Origin of the sequence: Kluyvera sp. EC_51 (assembly GCF_019584505.1) — a bacterium.
GTDB classification, from domain to species: Bacteria; Pseudomonadota; Gammaproteobacteria; order Enterobacterales; family Enterobacteriaceae; genus Kluyvera; species Kluyvera sichuanensis.
The window spans coordinates 36,178-56,104 of the sequence record NZ_VDAG01000089.1 but is presented as its reverse complement, the minus strand read 5'-3'; the positions used below and the strand labels follow the sequence as shown (position 1 = coordinate 56,104).

The following is a 19,927-nucleotide window of genomic DNA, read 5'->3' as shown; positions in this document are numbered from 1 at the left end:
ACCTCTTTATTTCTGATTCATGCTGCCGGAGAGAATGCAGAACACCCCCATCAAATCGGCATGACGGATAGTGACTTCCGTCTGTTCGTTCACTTTTGGTTTGGCATGATACGCAATCCCCAGCCCGGCTTTTTTGATCATCGGCAGGTCGTTAGCACCGTCGCCAATCGCCACCGTCTGGGCGTGCGGAATTTCATGTTTCTCAGCCAGTTGCAGCAGGGTTTTCGCTTTATACTGCGCATCGACGATGTCACCAACCACTTCGCCGGTCAGCTTGCCGTCGCGAATACCCAGTTCGTTGGCAACCGCAGCGGTTAAACGCAGCTTATCGCGCAGGTGATCGGCGAAGAAGGTAAAGCCGCCGGAGGCAATCGCCACCTTCCAGCCCAGCGTTTCAAGCTTGAGCACCAGCTGAGTCAGCCCCGGCATCAACGGCAGCGTTTCGCGTACCTGACGCAGAATATCGGCATCGGCATCTTTCAGCGTGGCGACGCGCTGACGCAGGCTGGCGCTGAAATCGAGCTCGCCGCGCATCGCGCGTTCGGTCACTTCCGACACCAGTTCACCGGTGCCGGCCAGTTTGGCGATTTCGTCGATGCACTCAATCTGGATCGCCGTGGAGTCCATATCCATCACCAGCAGACCCGGTGTGCGTAAATGCGGGATTTTACCCAGCGGGGCAACGTCCAGACCCGCATCGTGCGCCAGGCGCGTAGCGCGTGGCGTTAATGACCCCGCCAGGCGAATAACCTGATAGTCTTCCACGCACCAGGCCGCGACAATCACCATCGCCGCCCCCAGCTTGCGCTGATAGGTGGTGAGGCTCGCTTTATTCAACCCGCGGCCGTACAGCAGCCAACCGCTGCGACCGGCGTGGTAATCCAGCGGCATCACTTCATCGCCACTCAGGGAAAGCGGCAATCCAGGCCACAGGGAGACATCTTCTGACAGATCGCACCAGGTCAAACTGTTTGGCATTACAGCTCCAATCTTCACTATATTAAGCCCAGGAAAATAACGCATGAGGCTACCTTGTAACCAGCGCTTCTGGCAACATTAAGCTGTAAATTTTCAAAGGTGGAATATGGTTCGCGCAAAACTGAAATTTCGACTGCATCGCACCGCGATTGTCCTGATCTGTCTCGCTCTGTTGGTGGCATTGATGCAGGGCGCTTCCTGGTTCAGTCAACAAAGCCAGAAACAACGAAATCCGCAGCTGGAAGAACTGGCCAGAACCCTGGCATTTCAGGTCTCGCTGAACCTCGCGCCGCTGATGAAAAGCGAAACGCCGGACGAGAAAAAGATCGGTCAGTTGTTGAAACAGCTAACCGACAAAAGCCGTATTCTGGACGCTGGGGTCTATGATGAGCAGGGTGACCTGATCGCCCGCGCCGGGGAACAGGTCGATCTCCGCGACCGTCTGGCGCTGGACGGCAAAAAAGCGGGCAGCTATTTTAATCAGCAAATCGTTGAGCCTATTCAGGGGAAAAACGGCCCCCTCGGTTACCTGCGTCTGACGCTGGATACCCACACCATCGCCACCGAATCCCGTCAGGTGGATAACACCACCAACATTCTTCGTCTGATGCTGCTGCTGTCGCTGGCTATCGGCGTAGTGCTCGCCCGCACGCTGCTGCGCGGCAAACGCACCCGCTGGCAACAGTCGCCGTTCCTGCTCACTGCCAACAAGCCAGTGCAGGACGAAGATAAAGATTAATCAGAAAAGGAAATCGCTATGTCAACGCTGCGCCTGCTGCTTTCAGACTCCCACGACCCGTGGTTTAACCTCGCCGTGGAGGAGTGTATTTTTCGCCAGATGCCCGCCACGCAGCGGGTGCTGTTCCTGTGGCGTAACGCCGATACGGTCGTCATTGGCCGTGCGCAGAATCCGTGGAAAGAGTGCAACACCCGGCGTATGGAAGAGGACAACGTCCGTCTGGCTCGCCGCAGCAGCGGCGGCGGCGCGGTGTTCCACGACCTCGGCAACACCTGCTTTACCTTTATGGCTGGCAAGCCGGAGTACGATAAAACCATCTCTACGGCCATCGTGCTCGAGGCGCTAAATTCGCTGGGTATTACGGCGGAAGCCTCCGGGCGTAACGACCTGATCGTGAAAACCGAAGAAGGCGACCGTAAAGTCTCCGGCTCCGCCTACCGGGAGACCATCGACCGTGGCTTCCACCACGGCACGCTGCTGCTCAATGCCGATCTTAGCCGTCTGGCTAACTACCTGAACCCTGATAAGAAAAAGCTTCAGGCTAAGGGTATTACTTCGGTGCGAGGGCGCGTGGCGAATTTGGTTGAGCTGCTGCCCGATATCACCCATGAACAAATCTGCGAAGCCGTCACTGAGGCGTTTTTCCGCCACTACGGCGAGCGAGTCGAAGCCGAAATAATCTCCCCGGATAAAGCACCGGACCTGCCAAATTTTGCCGAGACGTTTGCCCGTCAAAGCAGCTGGGAGTGGAATTTCGGCCAGGCCCCAGCGTTCAGTCATCTGCTGGACGAGCGCTTCACCTGGGGCGGCGTAGAGCTGCACTTCGACGTGGAGAAAGGCGTTATCACCCGCGCGCAGGTGTTTACCGACAGTCTGAACCCCGCGCCGCTGGAGGCGCTGGCCGCGCGCTTACAGGGCTGTCAGTATCGTGCTGACGTGCTGCAGCAAGCCTGCGAAGGGCTGAGAGAAGCGTTCCCGGAGCAGCGTAATGAACTGCGAGAGCTATCGGGCTGGCTGGCGGGAGCGGTGCGCTAACACCGCCAGGCGAGCCGCCCGATAATCACGGCGGCTGACGTTAATTTTTCCAGCATAGCACGAGCAATATCATGGAAACCCGCGCTAATGCGCGGGTCGTCCTGAACCCGCAGCCAGAACTGTTCCGCAAGCGGTAAAGCAAACTCCCATGCAGCTTTGCTGACGGTAGGATCCACTTTAATATCGACAGCCTCACTACGCATCGCGCCAGAACTAGACGGGGCAAACGACATTGGCAGCATGTCATACACCGGGGCAATAACCATTGGCGTGGCAGATAAATAGAACGAGAGATTACCTGCGTGCATATCACTGTTGGCAATTAAGCGCCCAAATGCCCAGATTTTCGCGGTTTGCTGATGGGAATATTCAGCAATAATGCCCTTTGCGGAAAGTTGGCTTGTTACGGTAGGCCAGGCCCCCGGAGAGGAAACGAATTCACTTTGTAGGGCTTCCAGAGAGACGATTTGCCGTCTGCCGTGAACGCCCACACAATCAAAACGGAGACTTTCGAGAAACACCTGCCCCGTATCACTGCAGCAGATCGCCGTGGCATGGCTCGCATCAATGTCCGTAGCGGACAATACCGATAACGCAATAGACTCAGCAATCAGCAGGTCACCCCAGCGCTCGGAAACCGTATTCTGTTCTCGGGCACTAAATTTGACCAATACGTTTTGATTGCCTTGCGCTGTTTGCACATAACAGCCAAATTTAGGCTGCTCCCCTCCTGCAGAGGACCCAACAATATCGCCCGCGATGGCTTCTTCTGCGAGCCTGGCGTAGTCGCTGGTTTTATCACATTGTGCGACGGCAACTCGCTCTGGCGCGATAAGCCATCGTTGATAGTTCTCTTCACCAATAAGCCATCCACCTGCATTTTCACCCGCATACACACGCAGTCCGTATAGCACTTCATCTTCCTGCCATAAGCGGATATCGTCTGGCAAATGAGTCTGAGTAGCAACCGCCCTCCCCCAGGCTCGCCCTAAAAATCCCTGAGGCCGAAGGTCGGTCAAATACCACGGAAGGCCATCAAACCACTGCCATTCCCCTGACGACAATGCAACCAGACAACTGCCCTGCGGCCAGCATGGATACAACACGCCAAATTGGCGAGCGTTCCCCTGCTCATCCACCTGCCAAAGCGGAAACGTTGATACACCGCGAATCGGTTTAATGAGGGCATAGCGAGTGGCGCGCGCCTTACCAAACTGCAGCACCTCATCATGAGCTGACACAAGTCGCGAGAAGGTCGCCTGGCTTATCGCCAGTACCTGTCTCAGTTCAGGGGCGGAACGTGGCCCTTGCAGAAGCAAATCGGTTAATGCGCTCATGAGTGAATAGATTTATGAATAGATATATGGATACATTTAATAGCATATTTGCTTGAATTGTACACATAAAATGGAATTGAAGAATGGGAGTGTGAATAGATTATCAGTATTAAGAAGGTATCCCAGTCGACCAACGCAGCGCTGGGATTCAGCGCCGAGCGGCCCCGGAGTCGGCGCTGACGCACCTCGTCCGGGCTACGGTATATCGAACGCTACGCCGGGAATCGGCTTACGCTTTATCGCCCAGCAGAACAGATTCCAGCGCGATTTTGATCATGTCGTTGAAGGTCGTCTGACGTTCAGCGGCAGTGGTCTGCTCGTGGGTACGGATATGGTCGGATACGGTGCAGATGGTCAGCGCTTTCGCACCGAATTCTGCAGCTACGCCGTAGATACCCGCCGCTTCCATTTCCACGCCCAGGATGCCGTATTTTTCCATCACGTCGAACATGGTTGGATCTGGGGTGTAGAACAGGTCAGCGGAGAAGATGTTACCTACGCGAGCATCAACGCCCAGCGCTTTAGCTGCATCAACCGCGTCACGCACCATGCCGAAGTCGGCGATCGCCGCGAAGTCATGATCTTTGAAGCGCAGGCGGTTCACTTTGGAGTCGGTGCATGCGCCCATGCCGATAACCACGTCACGCAGTTTCACATCAGCACGTACCGCGCCGCAGGAACCCACGCGAATGATTTTCTTCACGCCGAAGTCGGTGATCAGCTCTTTGGTGTAGATGGAGCAGGATGGGATACCCATGCCGTGGCCCATGACGGAGATCTTACGGCCTTTGTAAGTCCCGGTGAAACCTAACATGCCGCGAACGTTGTTCACTTCGCGCACATCTTCGAGGAAAGTCTCAGCAATGTGCTTTGCACGCAGCGGGTCGCCCGGCATCAGCACAACATCAGCGAAATCGCCCATTTCAGCGTTAATATGTGGGGTAGCCATCGTAATTTCCTTTATTTTTCAAATAGACGAAGGGCGGGAATCCTCCCGCCCAAAGAATCACAGCATGTTTTTACCGTACGCCATTGGAGACGTACCGAAGTAGGTCGCCAGCGTCTGGCCGATATCCGCGAAGGTTTCACGGTGACCCAGCGAACCTGGTTTAACTTTCGGGCCGTAGATCAGCACCGGAATGTGCTCACGGGTGTGGTCAGTACCGGTCCAGCTTGGGTCACAGCCATGGTCAGCGGTGAGGATCAGAATGTCATCCTCACCCACCAGCTCCATCAGCTCTGGCAGACGGCGGTCGAATAGTTCCAGACCCGCAGCGTAGCCTGCGATATCGCGACGGTGGCCCCAGGAAGAGTCGAAGTCAACGAAGTTGGTGAAGACGATAGTCTCATCACCCGCTTCCTTCATCTCTTTGATGGTGGCGTCGAACAGCGCGTCCAGGCCAGTGGCTTTCACTTTTTTAGTGATACCGCAGTTGGCGTAGATGTCTGCAATCTTACCGACGGAAACCACGTGACCGTGTTTTTCATCAACCAGTTTCTGCAGAACGGTCGCCGCCGGTGGCTCAACGGCCAGGTCGTGACGGTTACCGGTACGCTGGAAGTTACCCGCTTTGTCGCCCACAAACGGACGCGCGATAACGCGGCCAATGTTGTAGCCGCCTTCGGTCAGCTCTTCACGGGCGATTTCACACAGCTCGTAGAGCTTATCCAGGCCATAGGTCTCTTCGTGACAGGCGATCTGGAACACCGAGTCAGCAGAGGTATAGAAAATCGGCTTGCCGGTTTTCATATGCTCTTCGCCCAGTTGGTCGAGGATCACGGTACCGGAAGAGTGGCAGTTGCCGAGGTAGCCCGGCAGGTTGGCACGCTTAACCAGTTTATCCAGCAGTTCCTGCGGGAAGCTGTTTTCGTGGTCGCTGAAGTAGCCCCAGTCGAACAGAACTGGCACACCAGCGATTTCCCAGTGACCAGACGGCGTATCTTTACCGGAAGAGAGCTCATGCGCCCAGGCGTATGCACCCACTACTTCCGCGTTGCCGTCCATGCCAGCAGCAATTTTGCCGGTTGAACCTTCATGTGCTTTCACCAGACCCAGACGAGTCAGGTTAGGCAAATTCAGCGGGCCCTTACGGCCATTGTCAGCTTCGCCTTTGGCACAGGCTTCTGCAATGTGGCCCATCGTATCTGCGCCGACATCGCCAAAGCGGTCCGCGTCTTCCGTTGCACCAATCCCAAAGGAGTCCAGCACCATAATAAATGCACGTTTCATCTTGTTCTCCATACATCTTGCGCTGCAAAAAAGCGATCAGATCAGTATATAACTATTCGGTGATGCGACGATAGACGGTTGGCGTAATTTCAGGCGTTTTATCGTCCAGTTTAATTGCCGCTTTCACGGCCTTCGCCGCGTCCTGCCAGCTTGCTTCATCTTTCGCGTGGATCACCGCCAGCGGACGCTGTCCGTCAACGCTGTCGCCCAGGCGGGCCATGTCGGTGAAGCCAACGCTGTAATCGATGGTGTCAGAAGCCTGGCGACGGCCACCGCCCATAGAAACCACCGCCATGCCCAGCGCGCGGGTGTCCATCGCGCTGACAAAACCTTCGGTATCAGCATAGACGGCTTTGCTCAGCATCGCTGTCGGCAGATATTTCGCGTAGTTTTCAACGAAATCGGTTGGGCCTTTCTGTGCCGCCACCATGCGACCAAAGATCTCAGCCGCTTTGCCATTGTCGAGCACGGCCTGCAGTTTGGCGCGCGCTTCGGCGTCGTCTTTGGCCAGCTTGCCAGAGATAAGCATCTCAACGCACAGCGCCATGGTGACGTCGAACAGACGCGGATTGCGGTATTCACCGGTCAGGAACTGCACCGCTTCGCGCACTTCCACGGCGTTACCGGCGCTGGAGGCCAGCACCTGGTTCATGTCGGTCAGCAGGGCCGTGGTTTTCACGCCTGCGCCGTTAGAAACGCCCACAATGGCTTCCGCCAGCGCCGCAGAGAGTTCGTAGGTCGGCATAAACGCGCCGCTGCCTACTTTCACGTCCATCACCAGCGCGTCGAGGCCTTCCGCCAGCTTTTTGGCGAGAATGGACGCAGTGATCAGCGGAATGGAGTCCACCGTCGCGGTAATGTCGCGGGTGGCATAAAAACGTTTGTCCGCCGGAGCGAGCGAGCTGGTCTGCCCAATAATCGCCACACCCACGTCTTTAATAATTTCACGGAAACGGTTGTCGTCCGGGAAGATGTCGAAGCCTGGAATGGCTTCCAGTTTGTCGAGCGTACCGCCGGTATGGCCGAGGCCGCGACCGGAGATCATCGGAATATAGCCGCCGCAGGCCGCCACCATTGGGCCAAGCATCAGCGAGGTCACGTCACCTACGCCGCCGGTAGAGTGTTTGTCGACAATTGGGCCGTTGAGGTTGAGGCTCTTCCAGTCCAGAACGGTGCCTGAATCTCGCATCGCCATGGTCAGCGAGACACGCTCCGGCATGCTCATATCATGGAAGAAAATGGTCATCGCCAGCGCGGCAATCTGCCCTTCAGAGATGGTATTGTCACGAATCCCGTTGATAAAGAAACGAATTTCTTCATCACTCAGCGCGTGGCCATCACGTTTTTTGCGAATAATTTCTTGAGCGAGAAACAAGGTACCCTCCTGATTAATCAGGTTAAATGCAGCGGGCTCGCGCCCGCGCTACGTTCCTGTAGCCCGGCCAAGCGTAGCGCCGCCGGGGAGATCCCGGAGTCGGCGCGCATGCGCCTCGTCCGGGCTACGATAATGCATTAATAGCTGCTAGCGCTTTTACCGTCGCCGTGGCCCAGCGCCTTCAGCAGGCTAGCCAGCAGAGAAGAAGCGCCGAAGCGGTAGTGACGGGAGTCAGCCCAGTCCGCACCGAACAGTTCGTCAGCGATAGACAGGAACAGCTGTGCGTCTTCTGCGCTGCGAACGCCGCCCGCTGGCTTGAAGCCCACGGTTTTCTGTACGCCCATATCGCGGATCACTTCCATCATGATGCGCGCGCTTTCTGGCGTCGCGTTCACCGGCACTTTACCGGTAGAAGTTTTGATGAAATCAGCGCCGGCTTTGATCGAGATTTCAGACGCTTTACGAATAAGCCGCTCTTCTTTCAGCTCACCGGTTTCGATGATCACTTTCAGCAGCACGTTTGCTGCCGCACAGGCGTCTTTACAGGCTTTCACCAGGTCGAAACCAACCTGCTCGTTGCCCGCAATCAGCGCACGGTATGGGAAGACCACGTCAACTTCGTCAGCACCGTAAGCGATAGCCGCGCGGGTTTCTGCCAGCGCGATATCAATATCGTCGTTACCGTGCGGGAAGTTGGTGACGGTGGCGATGCGGATGTCCGGAGTTCCCTGCTCTTTCAGCGTTTTACGCGCAATCGGAATGAAACGCGGATAGATGCAGACAGCGGCGGTGTTGCCCACCGGCGTTTTCGCCTGATGACACAGCGCGATCACTTTCGCGTCGGTATCGTCTTCGTTCAGGGTAGTGAGGTCCATTAACTGCAGCGCACGCAGGCTGCTTGCCTTTAAATCAGTCATTTTTCTCTCCGACGGCATACTGCCGTGTAAATCGTTACCTTGCGGGTCTGTGACTATTGTAACACTGCCCCGCGTTCACACTTCGACTTTCATCACACTTAGTGAAAACTTCGTACAAAATTGCATAACAATAACGAGACATACATCAAATTTTGGAATCAGAAACGGTAATTAAAGCACCCGTTCGGCCGCTGGGATCAAAGGACAGCCTCATCGTTTTTCATACACTCCGCCTATCGCTCGTCTGAGGAACTGAACATGCCAACATCGAATGATTCATCACTGCTGCAACACTGCCAGCAAATTGTGACAAGCTCCGTGTTAACCCCAGAACAGAAACGTCATTTTCTGGCGCTGGAGGCCGAAAACGCCCTGCCGTATCCAGAACTCTCTGAGGACGCGCAAGCGGCGCTGGCCGACGGCGTCATTTGCGATATGTATGAAGGGCATGCGCCGTATAAGCCGCGTTACGTCCTGCCGGACTACGCGCGCTTTCTGGCTAACGGTTCTGAATGGCTGGAGCTGGAGGGAGCCAAAGATCTGGACGATGCCCTTTCACTACTGACCATCCTCTACCATCACGTCCCTTCCGTGACGGCGATGCCGGTGTACCTCGGTCATCTTGATGCGCTGTTATCGCCTTATGTTAGAATTCTAACACAAGATGAAATTGATATTCGAATAAAACGTTTCTGGCGCTATCTCGATCGCACGCTCCCTGATGCGTTCACGCACGTCAATATTGGCCCGCTTGATACGCCTGTCACCCGCGCAATACTACGGGCAGACGCAGAGTTAAAGCAGGTCGCGCCAAATCTGACCTTTATCTACGACCCGGAAATAACCTCCGATGATTTGCTGCTGCAGGTAGCACAAAATATCTGCGAGTGCAGTAAGCCGCACATCGCCAACGGGCCGTTAAATGATAAAATATTCACAAATAGTCAATATGGCATCGTAAGCTGTTACAACTCGCTGCCGCTTGCCGGCGGCGGCAGTACGCTGGTGCGTCTGAATCTCCAGCAGGTGGCGCAACGCAGTGAATCGATCGATGATTTCTTTGCCAACGTGTTACCGCGTTTCTGCCAGCTGCAAGTCGATATCATCGATGCGCGCTGCCGCTTCCTCTACGAGCAGTCGCACTTCTTTGAGAATAGCTTCCTGGTGAGTGAAGGGTTGATCGACCCGGACCGTTTTGTGCCGATGTTCGGCATCTACTCGCTCGCCGAGGCGGTTAACATCCTGTGCGAGCGCGAAGGGCTTAGCGGGCGCTACGGTAAAGACGAGCAGGCGAATCAGCTGGCCTACCGCATCAGCGCCGAGCTTGCCGCCTTCGTCGCCCGTGCACCGGTACAGTACGGCTGGCAGCAGCGCGCACTGCTCCACGCACAGTCCGGCATCAGCTCAGACATTGGCACCACACCAGGCGCACGTCTGCCATACGGCGACGAGCCGGACCCGATAAACCACCTGCTCACCGTCGCCCCACATCACGCCCACTACACCGCAGGGATCAGCGATATACTGACCCTGGATGAAACCGTGAAACGTAACCCGCAGGCGGTCATGCAGCTCTGCCTCGGCGCGTTTAAAGTCGGTATGCGTGAGTTCAGCGCCAACGTCAGCGGTAACGATCTGGTGCGCGTCACGGGCTATATGGTGCGCCTGTCCGACCTGCAAAAATACCGTGATGAAGGCTCCCGCACCAACACCACGTGGCTGGGCGAAGAAGCCGCACGCAACACGCGTATCCTGGAACGTCAACCTCGTGTCGTGAGCCATGAACAGCAGATGCGCTTTAGTCAGTAAAATTATCCCGTTCTCCTGCGTCGACGGGCCCGGCAGCCGCCTGGCCCTGTTTCTGCAGGGCTGCAACCTGCGCTGCAAAAACTGCCATAACCCATGGACGATGGGGCGTTGCAACGACTGCGGTGAGTGCGTGCCGCAGTGTCCGCACCAGGCGTTAAGCGTGCACGACGGGAAAGTCAGCTGGCAGGCGGAGGTTTGCCAGCAGTGCGATACCTGTCTGCATATGTGCCCGCAGCAGGCCACGCCGATGGCGCAAACCATGAGCGTGGAGCAAGTGATTCAGCAGATAGCGCAGGTCGCACCGTTTATCGAGGGTATTACCGTCAGCGGCGGCGAAGCCACCACGCAGTTACCGTTCATCATCGCCCTCTTCCAGACGCTGAAATCTACGCCTTCACTGACGCACCTGACCTGCCTCGTCGACAGTAACGGCGAGCTGCCGCTAAGCGGTTGGCAGAAGCTGCAAGCGGTGTGTGACGGGGTGATGGTCGATTTAAAATCCTGGGATAGCGCCCGACATCTGGCCCTGACCGGGCGCGGCAACGCACGGATCAAACAGAGCATTCAGTGGCTTGCCCAGCACGGCATGCTGACGGAGCTACGGCTGCTGGTTATTCCGGGGCACAGTGATTATCTGGAGGAAGCGGAGCCACTAGGCGCGTTTATCGCCGGGCTGGGGGATATTCCCGTGCGTCTGAACGCCTTTCACGCACACGGCGTTTACGGTGAGGCAAAAGCGTGGGGTAGCGCCGGGCCAACAGATATTGATGCCGTCAGCCAGGCGCTACAGGCCAGAGGAATAACGAGGCTTATCCCTCCGGCGCTGTACTTATAGGGCGAGGAACAGGCCCGCGATGGTGGCGCTCATCAGGTTGGAGAGCGTCCCGGCGGCAACGGCTTTCAGACCGAGCTGCGCAATATCCTGACGACGGTTTGGCGCCATGCTGCCCAGGCCGCCAATCAGAATGGCGATCGAGGAGAGGTTCGCGAAGCCGCACAGAGCAAAGGAGATGATCGCTTTAGTGTGGTTGGAGATCACCTGCAGGCCAGCCGCAGCCACTTCAGCATCCGCCTTCAGGTATTCACCGAAGTTCATGTAAGCCACGAATTCGTTGATCACCAGCTTCTGGCCGATAAACGAGCCCGCCACCGTCGCTTCGCCCCACGGCACGCCAATCACCCACGCCAGCGGCGCAAACAGCCAGCCGAGGATCAGTTGCAGCGACAGCTCCGGATGGTTGAACCAACCGCCAATACCAGAGAGCATCCCGTTCAGCAATGCAATCAGCGCGATAAACGCCAGCAGCATCGCGCCCACGTTCAATGCCAACTGCATACCGGATGCCGCGCCCGATGCCGCAGCATCCAGTACGTTTGCCGGTGCGTCCGGGTTCTTGGTATCTTTCTCAAGCGTTGGGGAATCGTGCGGCGTTTCCGTTTCCGGCACGATGATTTTGGCAAACAGCAGGCCGCCTGGCGCCGCCATAAACGAGGCCGCAATCAGGTATTCCAGCGGTACGCCCATCTGTGCATAGCCTGCCAGAACGGAACCCGCCACCGAGGCTAGCCCGCCGCACATCACGGCAAACAGTTCGGAACGGGTCATGGTGGCGATATACGGACGAACCACCAGCGGCGCTTCGGTCTGGCCGACAAAGATATTTGCCGTGGCAGAGAGCGATTCCGTGCGTGAAGTTTTCAGCACCTTACGCAGCGCGCCGCCCAGAATACGAATCACGAACTGCATGATGCCGATGTAGTACAGCACCGCAATCAGTGAGGAGAAGAAGACGATAACCGGCAGTACGCGCAGCGCAAACACAAAGCCGCCACCGCCAAAGACTTCAAACATCTTGTCGGAGACCAGGCCGCCGAACAGGAAGCCGATCCCTTCGTTGCCGTAGGCAATCACGTTAGCCACGCCTTCGGACATCGCCAGCAGGACTTTACGCCCGGCAGGTACATAGAGGATGAGCGCACCGATACCTATCTGCAAAAGCCAGGCACCCAGTACGGTTCGGTAGTTAATCGCTTTACGATTGCTGGAAAGAAGTAAGGCAATGGCGAGCAACACCACCATGCCGATAAGTCCCATGAGGATTTGCATACAGAGTCCCTGTGTATTGAAAAATATAGTAATTACGGCATACCAATCGCGGCGATTATAACGCTACGTAATTATCTTTTTTGCAAAACGTCACAGGTTTTACGCAACAGCAACAGATGAATAGCCAGTAATGAGATCTACGTCACTTCAGGAGAGTGAAAAAAGGGCGTGCGTATTTACCAGCAGCGCTGAAGCTATCTCTTCCGGAGGCTCGTCTCGCAGCGAACAGAGGTGCGTGAATACATCAGCAATCCGCTCCGGGCGGTTCGGTTGCCCCTGATAGCCGTTGAGCGGCATATCCGGCGCATCGGTCTCCAGAATCAGCGATGAAAGCGGCAACTGCGCCATCACGTCGCGGGTTTTACTGGCGCGAGGATAGGAGATCGTTCCCCCCACGCCGATTTTATAGCCCAACTGGACGAAGCGTTCCGCCTGCTGGAGGCTACCGGCAAAACCGTGTACCACACCGGTTCGCGGCAGGTTATGTCGTTTCAGGTGCAGCGCCAGCTTGTCGTGGGTGCGTCGCGAATGGAGGATCACCGGCAGATCGTAACGCTTTGCCAACCGCAGCTGTTCATCCAGCAGGTACTGCTGGCGTTCAAATTGCGGGTTCTCCCGGTAAAGATCGAGGCCCATTTCCCCCACCGCCACCAATTTTTCTGGCTTCAGGGCGAGTGCTGCTTCCAGTTGCGCCAGGCTCTCATCGCCATGACGCTCGACCACGATCGGGTGCAGCCCAATGGCGGCATACAGCTGAGAAAACCGTTCGGCCAGCGCCAATACGCGAGGGAAATTGTCGGCTTCGGTGGCCGGCATGATTATCTTGCTAACGCCCGCGGCGGCCGCACGCTGGATACTCGCCTCTTCGTCGCCGGTAAATGGAGGGAAATCGAAGTGGCAATGGGTATCAATAAAACGGCCGTTCACGCCAGATCCTTATCATCAAAGAGTGTATCGTTTATTGGTGGTACATCGTTCATCGCAACATCAGGCATATCTTCCACCACAGGAACCACGGGAGTCGGTCGGCCTCGTTTGAGGTGGCGTACTAACGGCGGAGTCGAAGCCAACAGTTTACCAATGGTCGCCAGAAAGTAACGGCCGCATAAGCGCCCTGTTTTGTAGTCCTGACGCAGTGCGGGGATGCGGCTACCTAACGCCATACTCAGTAACGGTTTCGGCGGGTAGATTTCAATAATACGCAGCTTACCCGGCGGGTTCTCAATAAATTGCTGGGTTTCACTGTAGGTCGTTTCATGGTGCTGCACCAGGTTCATCAGCGGCTGTAGGCTACTTTCGCCCAGCCAGCGCTCCATACGTTTAAACCACTGCGGCGTGTAATACATCTGCGACGGAACGGTACGGATCACCACCAGCGTTTTAGCCCCCTGCTTTGCCGCCTCGCGCACCGGGATCGCATCGCTCACGCCACCATCCAGGTAACTGACGCCATCCAGCGCGACGCCGGGGCGATAGAAACCAGGAATCGCGCTGGACGCCCGAATAATATCGAGCCAGTTCTGCCTGGTGGGCGAAAAATAGCTGGGGGTATAGTCATCGCTTCGACAGGCGCAGATATAAAAGGATTTTCCCGACTCAAACAGGCGTTCGGCGTTTTCCATCGCCAGCGGCATCTGCCCTGCGGTAGAGCCGACCAACCAATCGAGGTCGATAAGATTACCACCGCGAACAAAACGTACTGGGTCGAAAAACTCCCGCCGGGTGGTGTAGCGCATGATGACTTTGCGCCCGTAGCCCGGTTGGTTACACAGATAGGCGGAAAGGTTTTGCGCGCCCGCAGAGGTGCCATAGTAGAGATCAAAGGGGTTGAACTGTGCCCGCATAAACTCATCAAGCACCCCAGCGGTGAAAATTCCTCGCTGCCCTCCTCCTTCACAAACCAGTGCCGTGCGGCCTGGTTTGAAACGACTCAGCGATAATGGCGCAATATTACCAAGCGTGACGGGTATACGCTGCCCCACCTCTGCCTACCTGTTTTTTATTCACCAGACTGACAAAGTAGCCTAATTTCCGCTGGGCTAAAACTAATAAAGCCAGTCCGCTGGACTGGCTTTGGTGTCATGCTCGTTAACGCGTGGCGTTCTAGGGCCGTTTACGCCCGGTAAACAGGCTCACCAGGAAGATAATAATCCCGACAACGAATACAACTTTTGCTGCCCACGCTGCCGTACCTGCCAGTCCACCAAATCCTAATGCGGCGGCAATTAACGCGATAACCAGAAATATAATGCCCCAACGAAACATAAGCTTCTCCTTTACCATAGTTAATGTCGACCGCTTGCTATGAGCCTTCAACCGCTTTCGCCGCCGCAACGACCTGAATTAGTGATTAATATTGCGACAAAAACAAATGTTAGCTTTAAGCGCTTAATGCATACGCATCATCAGCATTTAAAGCCAACGAAAATGTCATAGCTTTGTTAAATATAGATCACAATTTTGAAATCGCCCGCTCCGCTGGTCAAAAAACAGACAGCTAGCGAAAAAAGAGGAGGAATTAAGAACTTTCCGCAAACGGCTAATCAGGAAGGAAAAGCGTCAGGGTGCAGCGGATGCCGCACCCTGAAGGGGTTTTTAGTGCTCGCGAGTTTTGCGGAACTCAACTTCAGGATAACGTTCCTGAGTCAGATTCAGGTTCACCATGGTTGGGGCGATATAGGTCAGGTTATCACCGCCATCCAGCGCCAGCTGAACTTCGTTTTTACGTTTGAACTCTTCGAATTTCTTCACGTCTTTGCTCTCAACCCAACGGGCCGTCGCGACGTTCACCGATTCGTAGATAGCTTCCACGTTGTATTCGCTTTTCAGACGCGCAACCACCACGTCAAACTGCAGCACGCCCACCGCGCCGACGATCAAATCGTTGTTGGCGATCGGACGGAACACCTGCACCGCCCCCTCTTCGGACAGCTGAACCAGCCCTTTCAACAGTTGCTTCTGCTTCAGCGGATCCTTCAGGCGAATACGACGGAACAGCTCCGGTGCGAAGTTCGGGATGCCGGTGAACTTCATCATTTCGCCCTGGGTGAAGGTATCACCAATCTGGATGGTACCGTGGTTGTGCAGACCGATGATGTCGCCTGGATAGGCTTCTTCAACGTGAGAACGGTCGCCCGCCATAAAGGTCAGCGCATCGGAAATCACCACGTCTTTACCGATACGGACCTGACGTAGCTTCATGCCTTTCTCATATTTCCCGGACACTACGCGCATGAACGCCACGCGGTCACGGTGTTTCGGGTCCATGTTGGCCTGAATTTTGAAGACGAAGCCGGTGAATTTCTCATCCAGCGCTTCCACCAGACGGGTGTCGGTTTTACGCGGCATTGGCGCTGGCGCCCACTCCACCAGACCGTCCAGCATATGGTCAACGCCGAAGTTACCCAACGCGGTACCGAAGAATACCGGGGTAATTTCGCCTGCCAGGAACAGCTCTTTATCAAACTCGTTGGACGCGCCCTGCACCAGCTCAAGCTCATCGCGCAGCTGCTGAGCCAGGTCGTCACCCACAGCGGCATCCAGTTCCGGGTTGTTTAAGCCCTTAACGATGCGCACTTCCTGAATGGTGTGGCCTTTACCGGTCTGATACAGATAAGTTTCATCTTTATAGAGATGGTAAACGCCTTTGAACAGCTTGCCGCAGCCAATTGGCCAGGTGATTGGCGCACAGCCAATTTTCAGCTCGCGCTCAACTTCATCCAGCACTTCCATCGGATCGCGGATGTCACGGTCGAGTTTGTTCATAAAGGTCAGGATCGGCGTATCGCGCAGACGGGTAACTTCCATCAGCTTACGGGTACGATCCTCAACGCCTTTCGCGGCATCAATAACCATCAGACAGCAGTCCACTGCCGTCAGCGTACGGTAGGTATCTTCGGAGAAGTCTTCGTGCCCCGGGGTGTCCAGCAGGTTTACCAGACAGTCGTGGTACGGGAACTGCATCACGGAGGTGGTAATAGAGATACCACGCTGCTTTTCCATCTCCATCCAGTCAGATTTAGCATGCTGGCTGGAGCCACGGCCTTTTACCGTACCGGCGGTCTGAATAGCCTGTCCGAATAACAGCACTTTTTCAGTGATTGTCGTTTTACCGGCATCCGGGTGGGAAATAATGGCAAAAGTGCGGCGTTTGGCCACCTCTTGCAAATAAGGAGACAACGTCATAATTCAATCTTCTTGAGTAAGCACGGCTTCACGCCGCGCAGGTTGAATACGAAAAAATTGCGGCTATTTTACCCATCAAAGGGGGGCTGGCAATCACTGTTTACACAGGAGTAACTCCAGTTCAGGCAATGAGGTCACCGTCCAGTCAGGCGTAATGCCTTCCGGCAGCGGACGCTGATGCGCGTTCAGCCAGCAGGTTGCCCACTCGGCGTTCATCCCACCGCGAATATCAGACTCGGCGGTATCGCCGACCATCAGCACGCGGGAACGGTCCGGATGACCGGCCTGTTCCAGGGCATAGTCAAAGATCCGGCGGTCCGGTTTTGCCACGCCCACTTCTTCAGAAATAATCAGTAGATCAAAGTGTTCGCGAAGCCCGGTGCGCTCCAGACGAATTTGCTGTAGCGATGTAAAGCCGTTGGTGATGATGCCCATCTTCACCTTGCCCTTCAGGGTATTCAGCAGCGATACCGCGCCCGGCAGCGGGGCGCAGATTTCCGCCATCGCGTTCATAAAGGCATCGTTCAGGTCGCCTGGCTTCACGTTCAGACGCTCCGCCCAGCTGGTAAAACGTTGGTGCTGAAGCTGCAGCGAGGTGATCGCGCCGTTCTGGTAGTCGACCCACAGCGGCTGGTTGACCGCCTGGTAGTCCTGGAAATCTTCCGCGGTAAAGGTCACGCTATAGTCGAGAAACATCCGCTGTAAGCCGCTAAACGAGTCAAACGTAAACAGCGTTTCATCGGCATCGAAGAAAATCCAGTCCCACTTCTTCATCTTTTCACCTTGTCTTACATACTGAGGGGCAGCGCCATAATGATGGCGTCCTCACGGCCGTCCGCCGTGGGGTAATAGTTGCGACGGATCGTCGCTTCATTGAAGCCTAAGCTTTCATACAGCGCGATGGCCGCGTGGTTTGAGGCTCGCACTTCCAGCCATAGCGTCACCACGCCCTGCGCGTCTAGTGCATCAATGAGATGTTCCAGCAGTTCACGTCCCAGACCACGGCGCTGATACGCAGGATCGACGGCAATGTTGAACAGCGTGGCTTCGTCCAGCACGACCTGAGTAATGGCAAACGCGGCCATTTCACCGTCGACGGACAGCTGAAGGTTCAGATAGCGCTCGCCCTGGTTGCTGGAGAAGGTTTTTTCACTCCAGGGAAACGCATGCGCGCGAGTTTCAATGTGAAAGGCGCGGGGTAAATCAGTCGTGCTGAGGGTAGAAATCGTGTTCATGGGCGCAAATTTGTTGCCACAGCGCGGCGCGAGCTTGCGCGCTAGCCTGTAGTTCATTAAACGGAGGCGTCGAAATCATCGCCCCTTCCAGCGTCACCGGCGTATCGTTGCCAAGACGCCAGCAGTGACATCGACTGTCCTGCGGCAGCATCGCCACCCGGTCAGGCGTCAGCGGTAAAACCTGGTCCGGCGTCAGGCACAGCGCGCGGAGAATATCGCTAATCAGCGGCTCGGTGAGGGGCGGAAACGCCTCGGCAACCATCACCAGCTTGACGTGCGGCGGAAGCGTAATCGCAATTTCACCCTGCAGTGCCCCAGGGCGACGTAATACCCACTGGGTGATACCCAACTGTTGTAATTGCCAGTCTCGCCGGGATGTCATGTGAAACGCTCCTGTCTATCAAGGGCGCAAATATAGCAAATTCATCGAAACTGCGCCAATTACACACTATATACACAAAATCATTCGAGTTGCGTCAAGGCGGCAAGCGAATGAATCCCCAGAAACGTACATAAGTACGTGACTGGGGTGAAAGAGTGCAGCCAACGTAGAGGCAACTTGAAGGATGACGTGTATAATCGTCGCCTAAGTTTATTGAGGAATAATTCATGTCTGCTTTTACCCCGGCAAGTGAAGTCTTGCTGCGTCACAGTGATGATTTCGAACAGAGCCGTATTTTCTTTGCCGGCGATCTGCAGGATGACCTGCCCGCACGTCTGGACACCGCGGCAAGCCGCGCGCATACCCAGCAGTATCACCACTGGCAGGTGCTGAGCCGTCAGATGGAAGACAACGTTCGCTTTAGCCTGGTAGCTCAGGCAGAAGACGTCGCGGATTGCGATACCCTGATCTACTACTGGCCGAAGAACAAGGCGGAAGCCCAGTTCCAGCTGATGAATATTCTTTCTCTGCTGCCGGTTGGTACCGATATTTTTGTCGTCGGTGAAAACCGCAGCGGCGTACGTAGCGCCGAGCAGATGCTGGCTGAATATGCCCCGCTGAACAAAATCGACAGCGCGCGTCGCTGCGGCCTGTACCATGGCCGTCTGGAAAAACAGCCCACCTTCGATGCGGAGAGTTTCTGGGGCGAGTACCAGCTGGATAATCTGACCATCAAGACTCTGCCTGGCGTATTCAGCCGCGACGGTCTGGATGTCGGTAGCCAGCTGCTGCTTTCTACCCTTACCCCGCATACCAAAGGCAAAGTGCTGGATGTCGGCTGCGGCGCTGGCGTACTGGCAGCCACCCTTGCCAGCCATTCACCAAAGGTACGTCTGACCCTGTCTGACGTGAGCGCTCCGGCGGTCGAAGCCAGCCGCGCCACGCTGGCGGCGAACGGTGTTGAGGGTGAAGTCATTGCCAGTAACGTCTTCTCTGAGATTAACGGTCGCTTTGACATGATTATCTCCAACCCACCGTTCCACGATGGGATGCAGACCAGCCTGGACGCTGCCCAGACCTTAATCCGCGGCGCGGTTCGTCATCTGAACAGCGGCGGCGAGCTACGCATCGTGGCGAACGCCTTCCTGCCGTATCCGGCAGTGCTGGATGAAACCTTCGGTTTCCACGAAGTCATCGCCCAGACTGGCCGTTTTAAAGTGTACCGCACCGTTTTGACCCGTCAGGCGAAAAAAGCCTAATCAGATCGCCTGTAGCCCGGCCGAGCGTAGCGACGCCGGGACTTACACCGTGGCATTGCCCGGCGTCGCTACGCTCGGCCGGGCTACATAAACTCCCCATAACCGAAGAAACGCCTTTTTTTTCGGCAATCGCGCCGAGTTCGATAATTAACTGTTGACGCCCAGCGTAAAATCTCTAGAATTCGGCCCCGTGGTAATGATTCTTTCATAAAGAGTCAATGGTATGCGAAGGTGGCGGAATTGGTAGACGCGCTAGCTTCAGGTGTTAGTGTCCTTTGGATGTGGGGGTTCGAGTCCCCCCCCTCGCACCAACGAAGCGATATAACAAAAGTAACGAGA

General features: G+C 55.8%; 19 protein-coding genes and 1 tRNA gene. 6 read left to right on the top strand and 14 right to left on the bottom strand.

What is annotated here, in order from left to right:
- Positions 1 to 6: 6 nt before the first annotated feature.
- Positions 7 to 978, bottom strand: a complete 972-nt coding sequence (gene serB, locus FHC49_RS16465) for a phosphoserine phosphatase (protein WP_185668259.1) — start codon at positions 976 to 978, stop codon at positions 7 to 9.
- 106 nt (positions 979 to 1,084) lie between these two features.
- On the opposite strand from serB, the gene FHC49_RS16460 reads away from it, so the two are divergent.
- Together FHC49_RS16460 and lplA are read left to right on the top strand one after the other, a co-directional pair.
- Positions 1,085 to 1,717 carry a YtjB family periplasmic protein gene (locus FHC49_RS16460; RefSeq protein ID WP_185668258.1) on the top strand — a complete coding sequence of 211 codons (633 nt, stop codon included), beginning with the start codon at positions 1,085 to 1,087 and terminating at the stop codon, positions 1,715 to 1,717.
- 18 nt (positions 1,718 to 1,735) lie between these two features.
- Positions 1,736 to 2,752 carry a lipoate--protein ligase LplA gene (lplA, locus tag FHC49_RS16455; protein WP_185668257.1) on the top strand — a complete coding sequence of 339 codons (1,017 nt, stop codon included), beginning with the start codon at positions 1,736 to 1,738 and terminating at the stop codon, positions 2,750 to 2,752.
- On the opposite strand, the gene yjjJ is transcribed toward lplA, so the two are convergent.
- From yjjJ to deoC, 5 genes are all read right to left on the bottom strand, one after another.
- Complete coding sequence (gene yjjJ / locus FHC49_RS16450; RefSeq protein ID WP_220440327.1) at positions 2,749 to 4,089, bottom strand: type II toxin-antitoxin system HipA family toxin YjjJ; 1,341 nt, start codon at positions 4,087 to 4,089, stop codon at positions 2,749 to 2,751. The two genes, lplA and yjjJ, sit on opposite strands and share 4 nt — an antisense overlap.
- Positions 4,090 to 4,318: 229 nt before the next feature.
- Entirely contained in the window at positions 4,319 to 5,038 is a 720-nt protein-coding gene (deoD, locus tag FHC49_RS16445) for a purine-nucleoside phosphorylase (RefSeq protein WP_035894565.1), read from the bottom strand.
- A gap of 57 nt (positions 5,039 to 5,095) precedes the next feature.
- Entirely contained in the window at positions 5,096 to 6,319 is a 1,224-nt protein-coding gene (deoB, locus tag FHC49_RS16440) for a phosphopentomutase (RefSeq protein ID WP_185668255.1), read from the bottom strand.
- 52 nt (positions 6,320 to 6,371) lie between these two features.
- Positions 6,372 to 7,694 (bottom strand): thymidine phosphorylase, encoded by a 1,323-nt coding sequence (gene deoA, locus FHC49_RS16435; protein WP_220440326.1) that lies wholly within the window; start codon positions 7,692 to 7,694, stop codon positions 6,372 to 6,374.
- A gap of 137 nt (positions 7,695 to 7,831) precedes the next feature.
- Positions 7,832 to 8,611 carry a deoxyribose-phosphate aldolase gene (gene deoC / locus FHC49_RS16430; RefSeq protein WP_220440325.1) on the bottom strand — a complete coding sequence of 260 codons (780 nt, stop codon included), beginning with the start codon at positions 8,609 to 8,611 and terminating at the stop codon, positions 7,832 to 7,834.
- 258 nt (positions 8,612 to 8,869) lie between these two features.
- On the opposite strand from deoC, the gene FHC49_RS16425 reads away from it, so the two are divergent.
- Together FHC49_RS16425 and FHC49_RS16420 are read left to right on the top strand one after the other, a co-directional pair.
- Positions 8,870 to 10,420: a YjjI family glycine radical enzyme gene (locus FHC49_RS16425; protein WP_220440324.1), complete on the top strand. Its 1,551-nt coding sequence runs from the start codon at positions 8,870 to 8,872 to the stop codon at positions 10,418 to 10,420.
- Positions 10,392 to 11,255, top strand: coding sequence for a YjjW family glycine radical enzyme activase (locus tag FHC49_RS16420; RefSeq protein WP_220440323.1), 864 nt, complete (start codon positions 10,392 to 10,394; stop codon positions 11,253 to 11,255). The genes FHC49_RS16425 and FHC49_RS16420 overlap by 29 nt, the downstream gene beginning before the upstream one ends.
- Here FHC49_RS16420 and FHC49_RS16415 read toward each other — a convergent pair.
- The 8 genes from FHC49_RS16415 to FHC49_RS16380 form a co-directional block, all read right to left on the bottom strand.
- Complete coding sequence (locus FHC49_RS16415) at positions 11,250 to 12,527, bottom strand: NupC/NupG family nucleoside CNT transporter (RefSeq protein ID WP_185668250.1); 1,278 nt, start codon at positions 12,525 to 12,527, stop codon at positions 11,250 to 11,252. The genes FHC49_RS16420 and FHC49_RS16415 overlap by 6 nt on opposite strands.
- A gap of 147 nt (positions 12,528 to 12,674) precedes the next feature.
- Entirely contained in the window at positions 12,675 to 13,454 is a 780-nt protein-coding gene (locus FHC49_RS16410; protein WP_220440322.1) for a metal-dependent hydrolase, read from the bottom strand.
- On the bottom strand, positions 13,451 to 14,509 hold the full coding sequence (locus FHC49_RS16405) for a patatin family protein (RefSeq protein ID WP_220440321.1): 1,059 nt from the start codon (positions 14,507 to 14,509) through the stop codon (positions 13,451 to 13,453). Before FHC49_RS16405 ends, FHC49_RS16410 begins: the two co-directional genes overlap by 4 nt.
- Before the next feature lie 121 nt (positions 14,510 to 14,630).
- Positions 14,631 to 14,792 (bottom strand): DUF1328 domain-containing protein, encoded by a 162-nt coding sequence (locus tag FHC49_RS16400; protein WP_185668247.1) that lies wholly within the window; start codon positions 14,790 to 14,792, stop codon positions 14,631 to 14,633.
- 330 nt (positions 14,793 to 15,122) lie between these two features.
- Positions 15,123 to 16,712, bottom strand: a complete 1,590-nt coding sequence (gene prfC, locus FHC49_RS16395; protein ID WP_220440320.1) for a peptide chain release factor 3 — start codon at positions 16,710 to 16,712, stop codon at positions 15,123 to 15,125.
- A 93-nt stretch (positions 16,713 to 16,805) separates the two neighbouring features.
- Positions 16,806 to 17,486 carry a pyrimidine 5'-nucleotidase gene (gene yjjG / locus FHC49_RS16390; RefSeq protein WP_220440319.1) on the bottom strand — a complete coding sequence of 227 codons (681 nt, stop codon included), beginning with the start codon at positions 17,484 to 17,486 and terminating at the stop codon, positions 16,806 to 16,808.
- 14 nt (positions 17,487 to 17,500) lie between these two features.
- Positions 17,501 to 17,947, bottom strand: coding sequence for a ribosomal protein S18-alanine N-acetyltransferase (gene rimI / locus FHC49_RS16385; protein ID WP_220440318.1), 447 nt, complete (start codon positions 17,945 to 17,947; stop codon positions 17,501 to 17,503).
- On the bottom strand, positions 17,916 to 18,329 hold the full coding sequence (locus FHC49_RS16380) for a DNA polymerase III subunit psi (protein ID WP_220440317.1): 414 nt from the start codon (positions 18,327 to 18,329) through the stop codon (positions 17,916 to 17,918). The genes rimI and FHC49_RS16380 overlap by 32 nt, the downstream gene beginning before the upstream one ends.
- A gap of 227 nt (positions 18,330 to 18,556) precedes the next feature.
- Here FHC49_RS16380 and rsmC point away from each other — a divergent pair, with 227 nt between their 5' ends.
- Together rsmC and FHC49_RS16370 are read left to right on the top strand one after the other, a co-directional pair.
- Positions 18,557 to 19,588, top strand: coding sequence for a 16S rRNA (guanine(1207)-N(2))-methyltransferase RsmC (gene rsmC / locus FHC49_RS16375; RefSeq protein WP_220440316.1), 1,032 nt, complete (start codon positions 18,557 to 18,559; stop codon positions 19,586 to 19,588).
- Between the two features lie 225 nt (positions 19,589 to 19,813).
- Positions 19,814 to 19,899, top strand: a tRNA-Leu gene (locus FHC49_RS16370).
- The last annotated feature ends 28 nt before the right edge of the window (positions 19,900 to 19,927 follow it).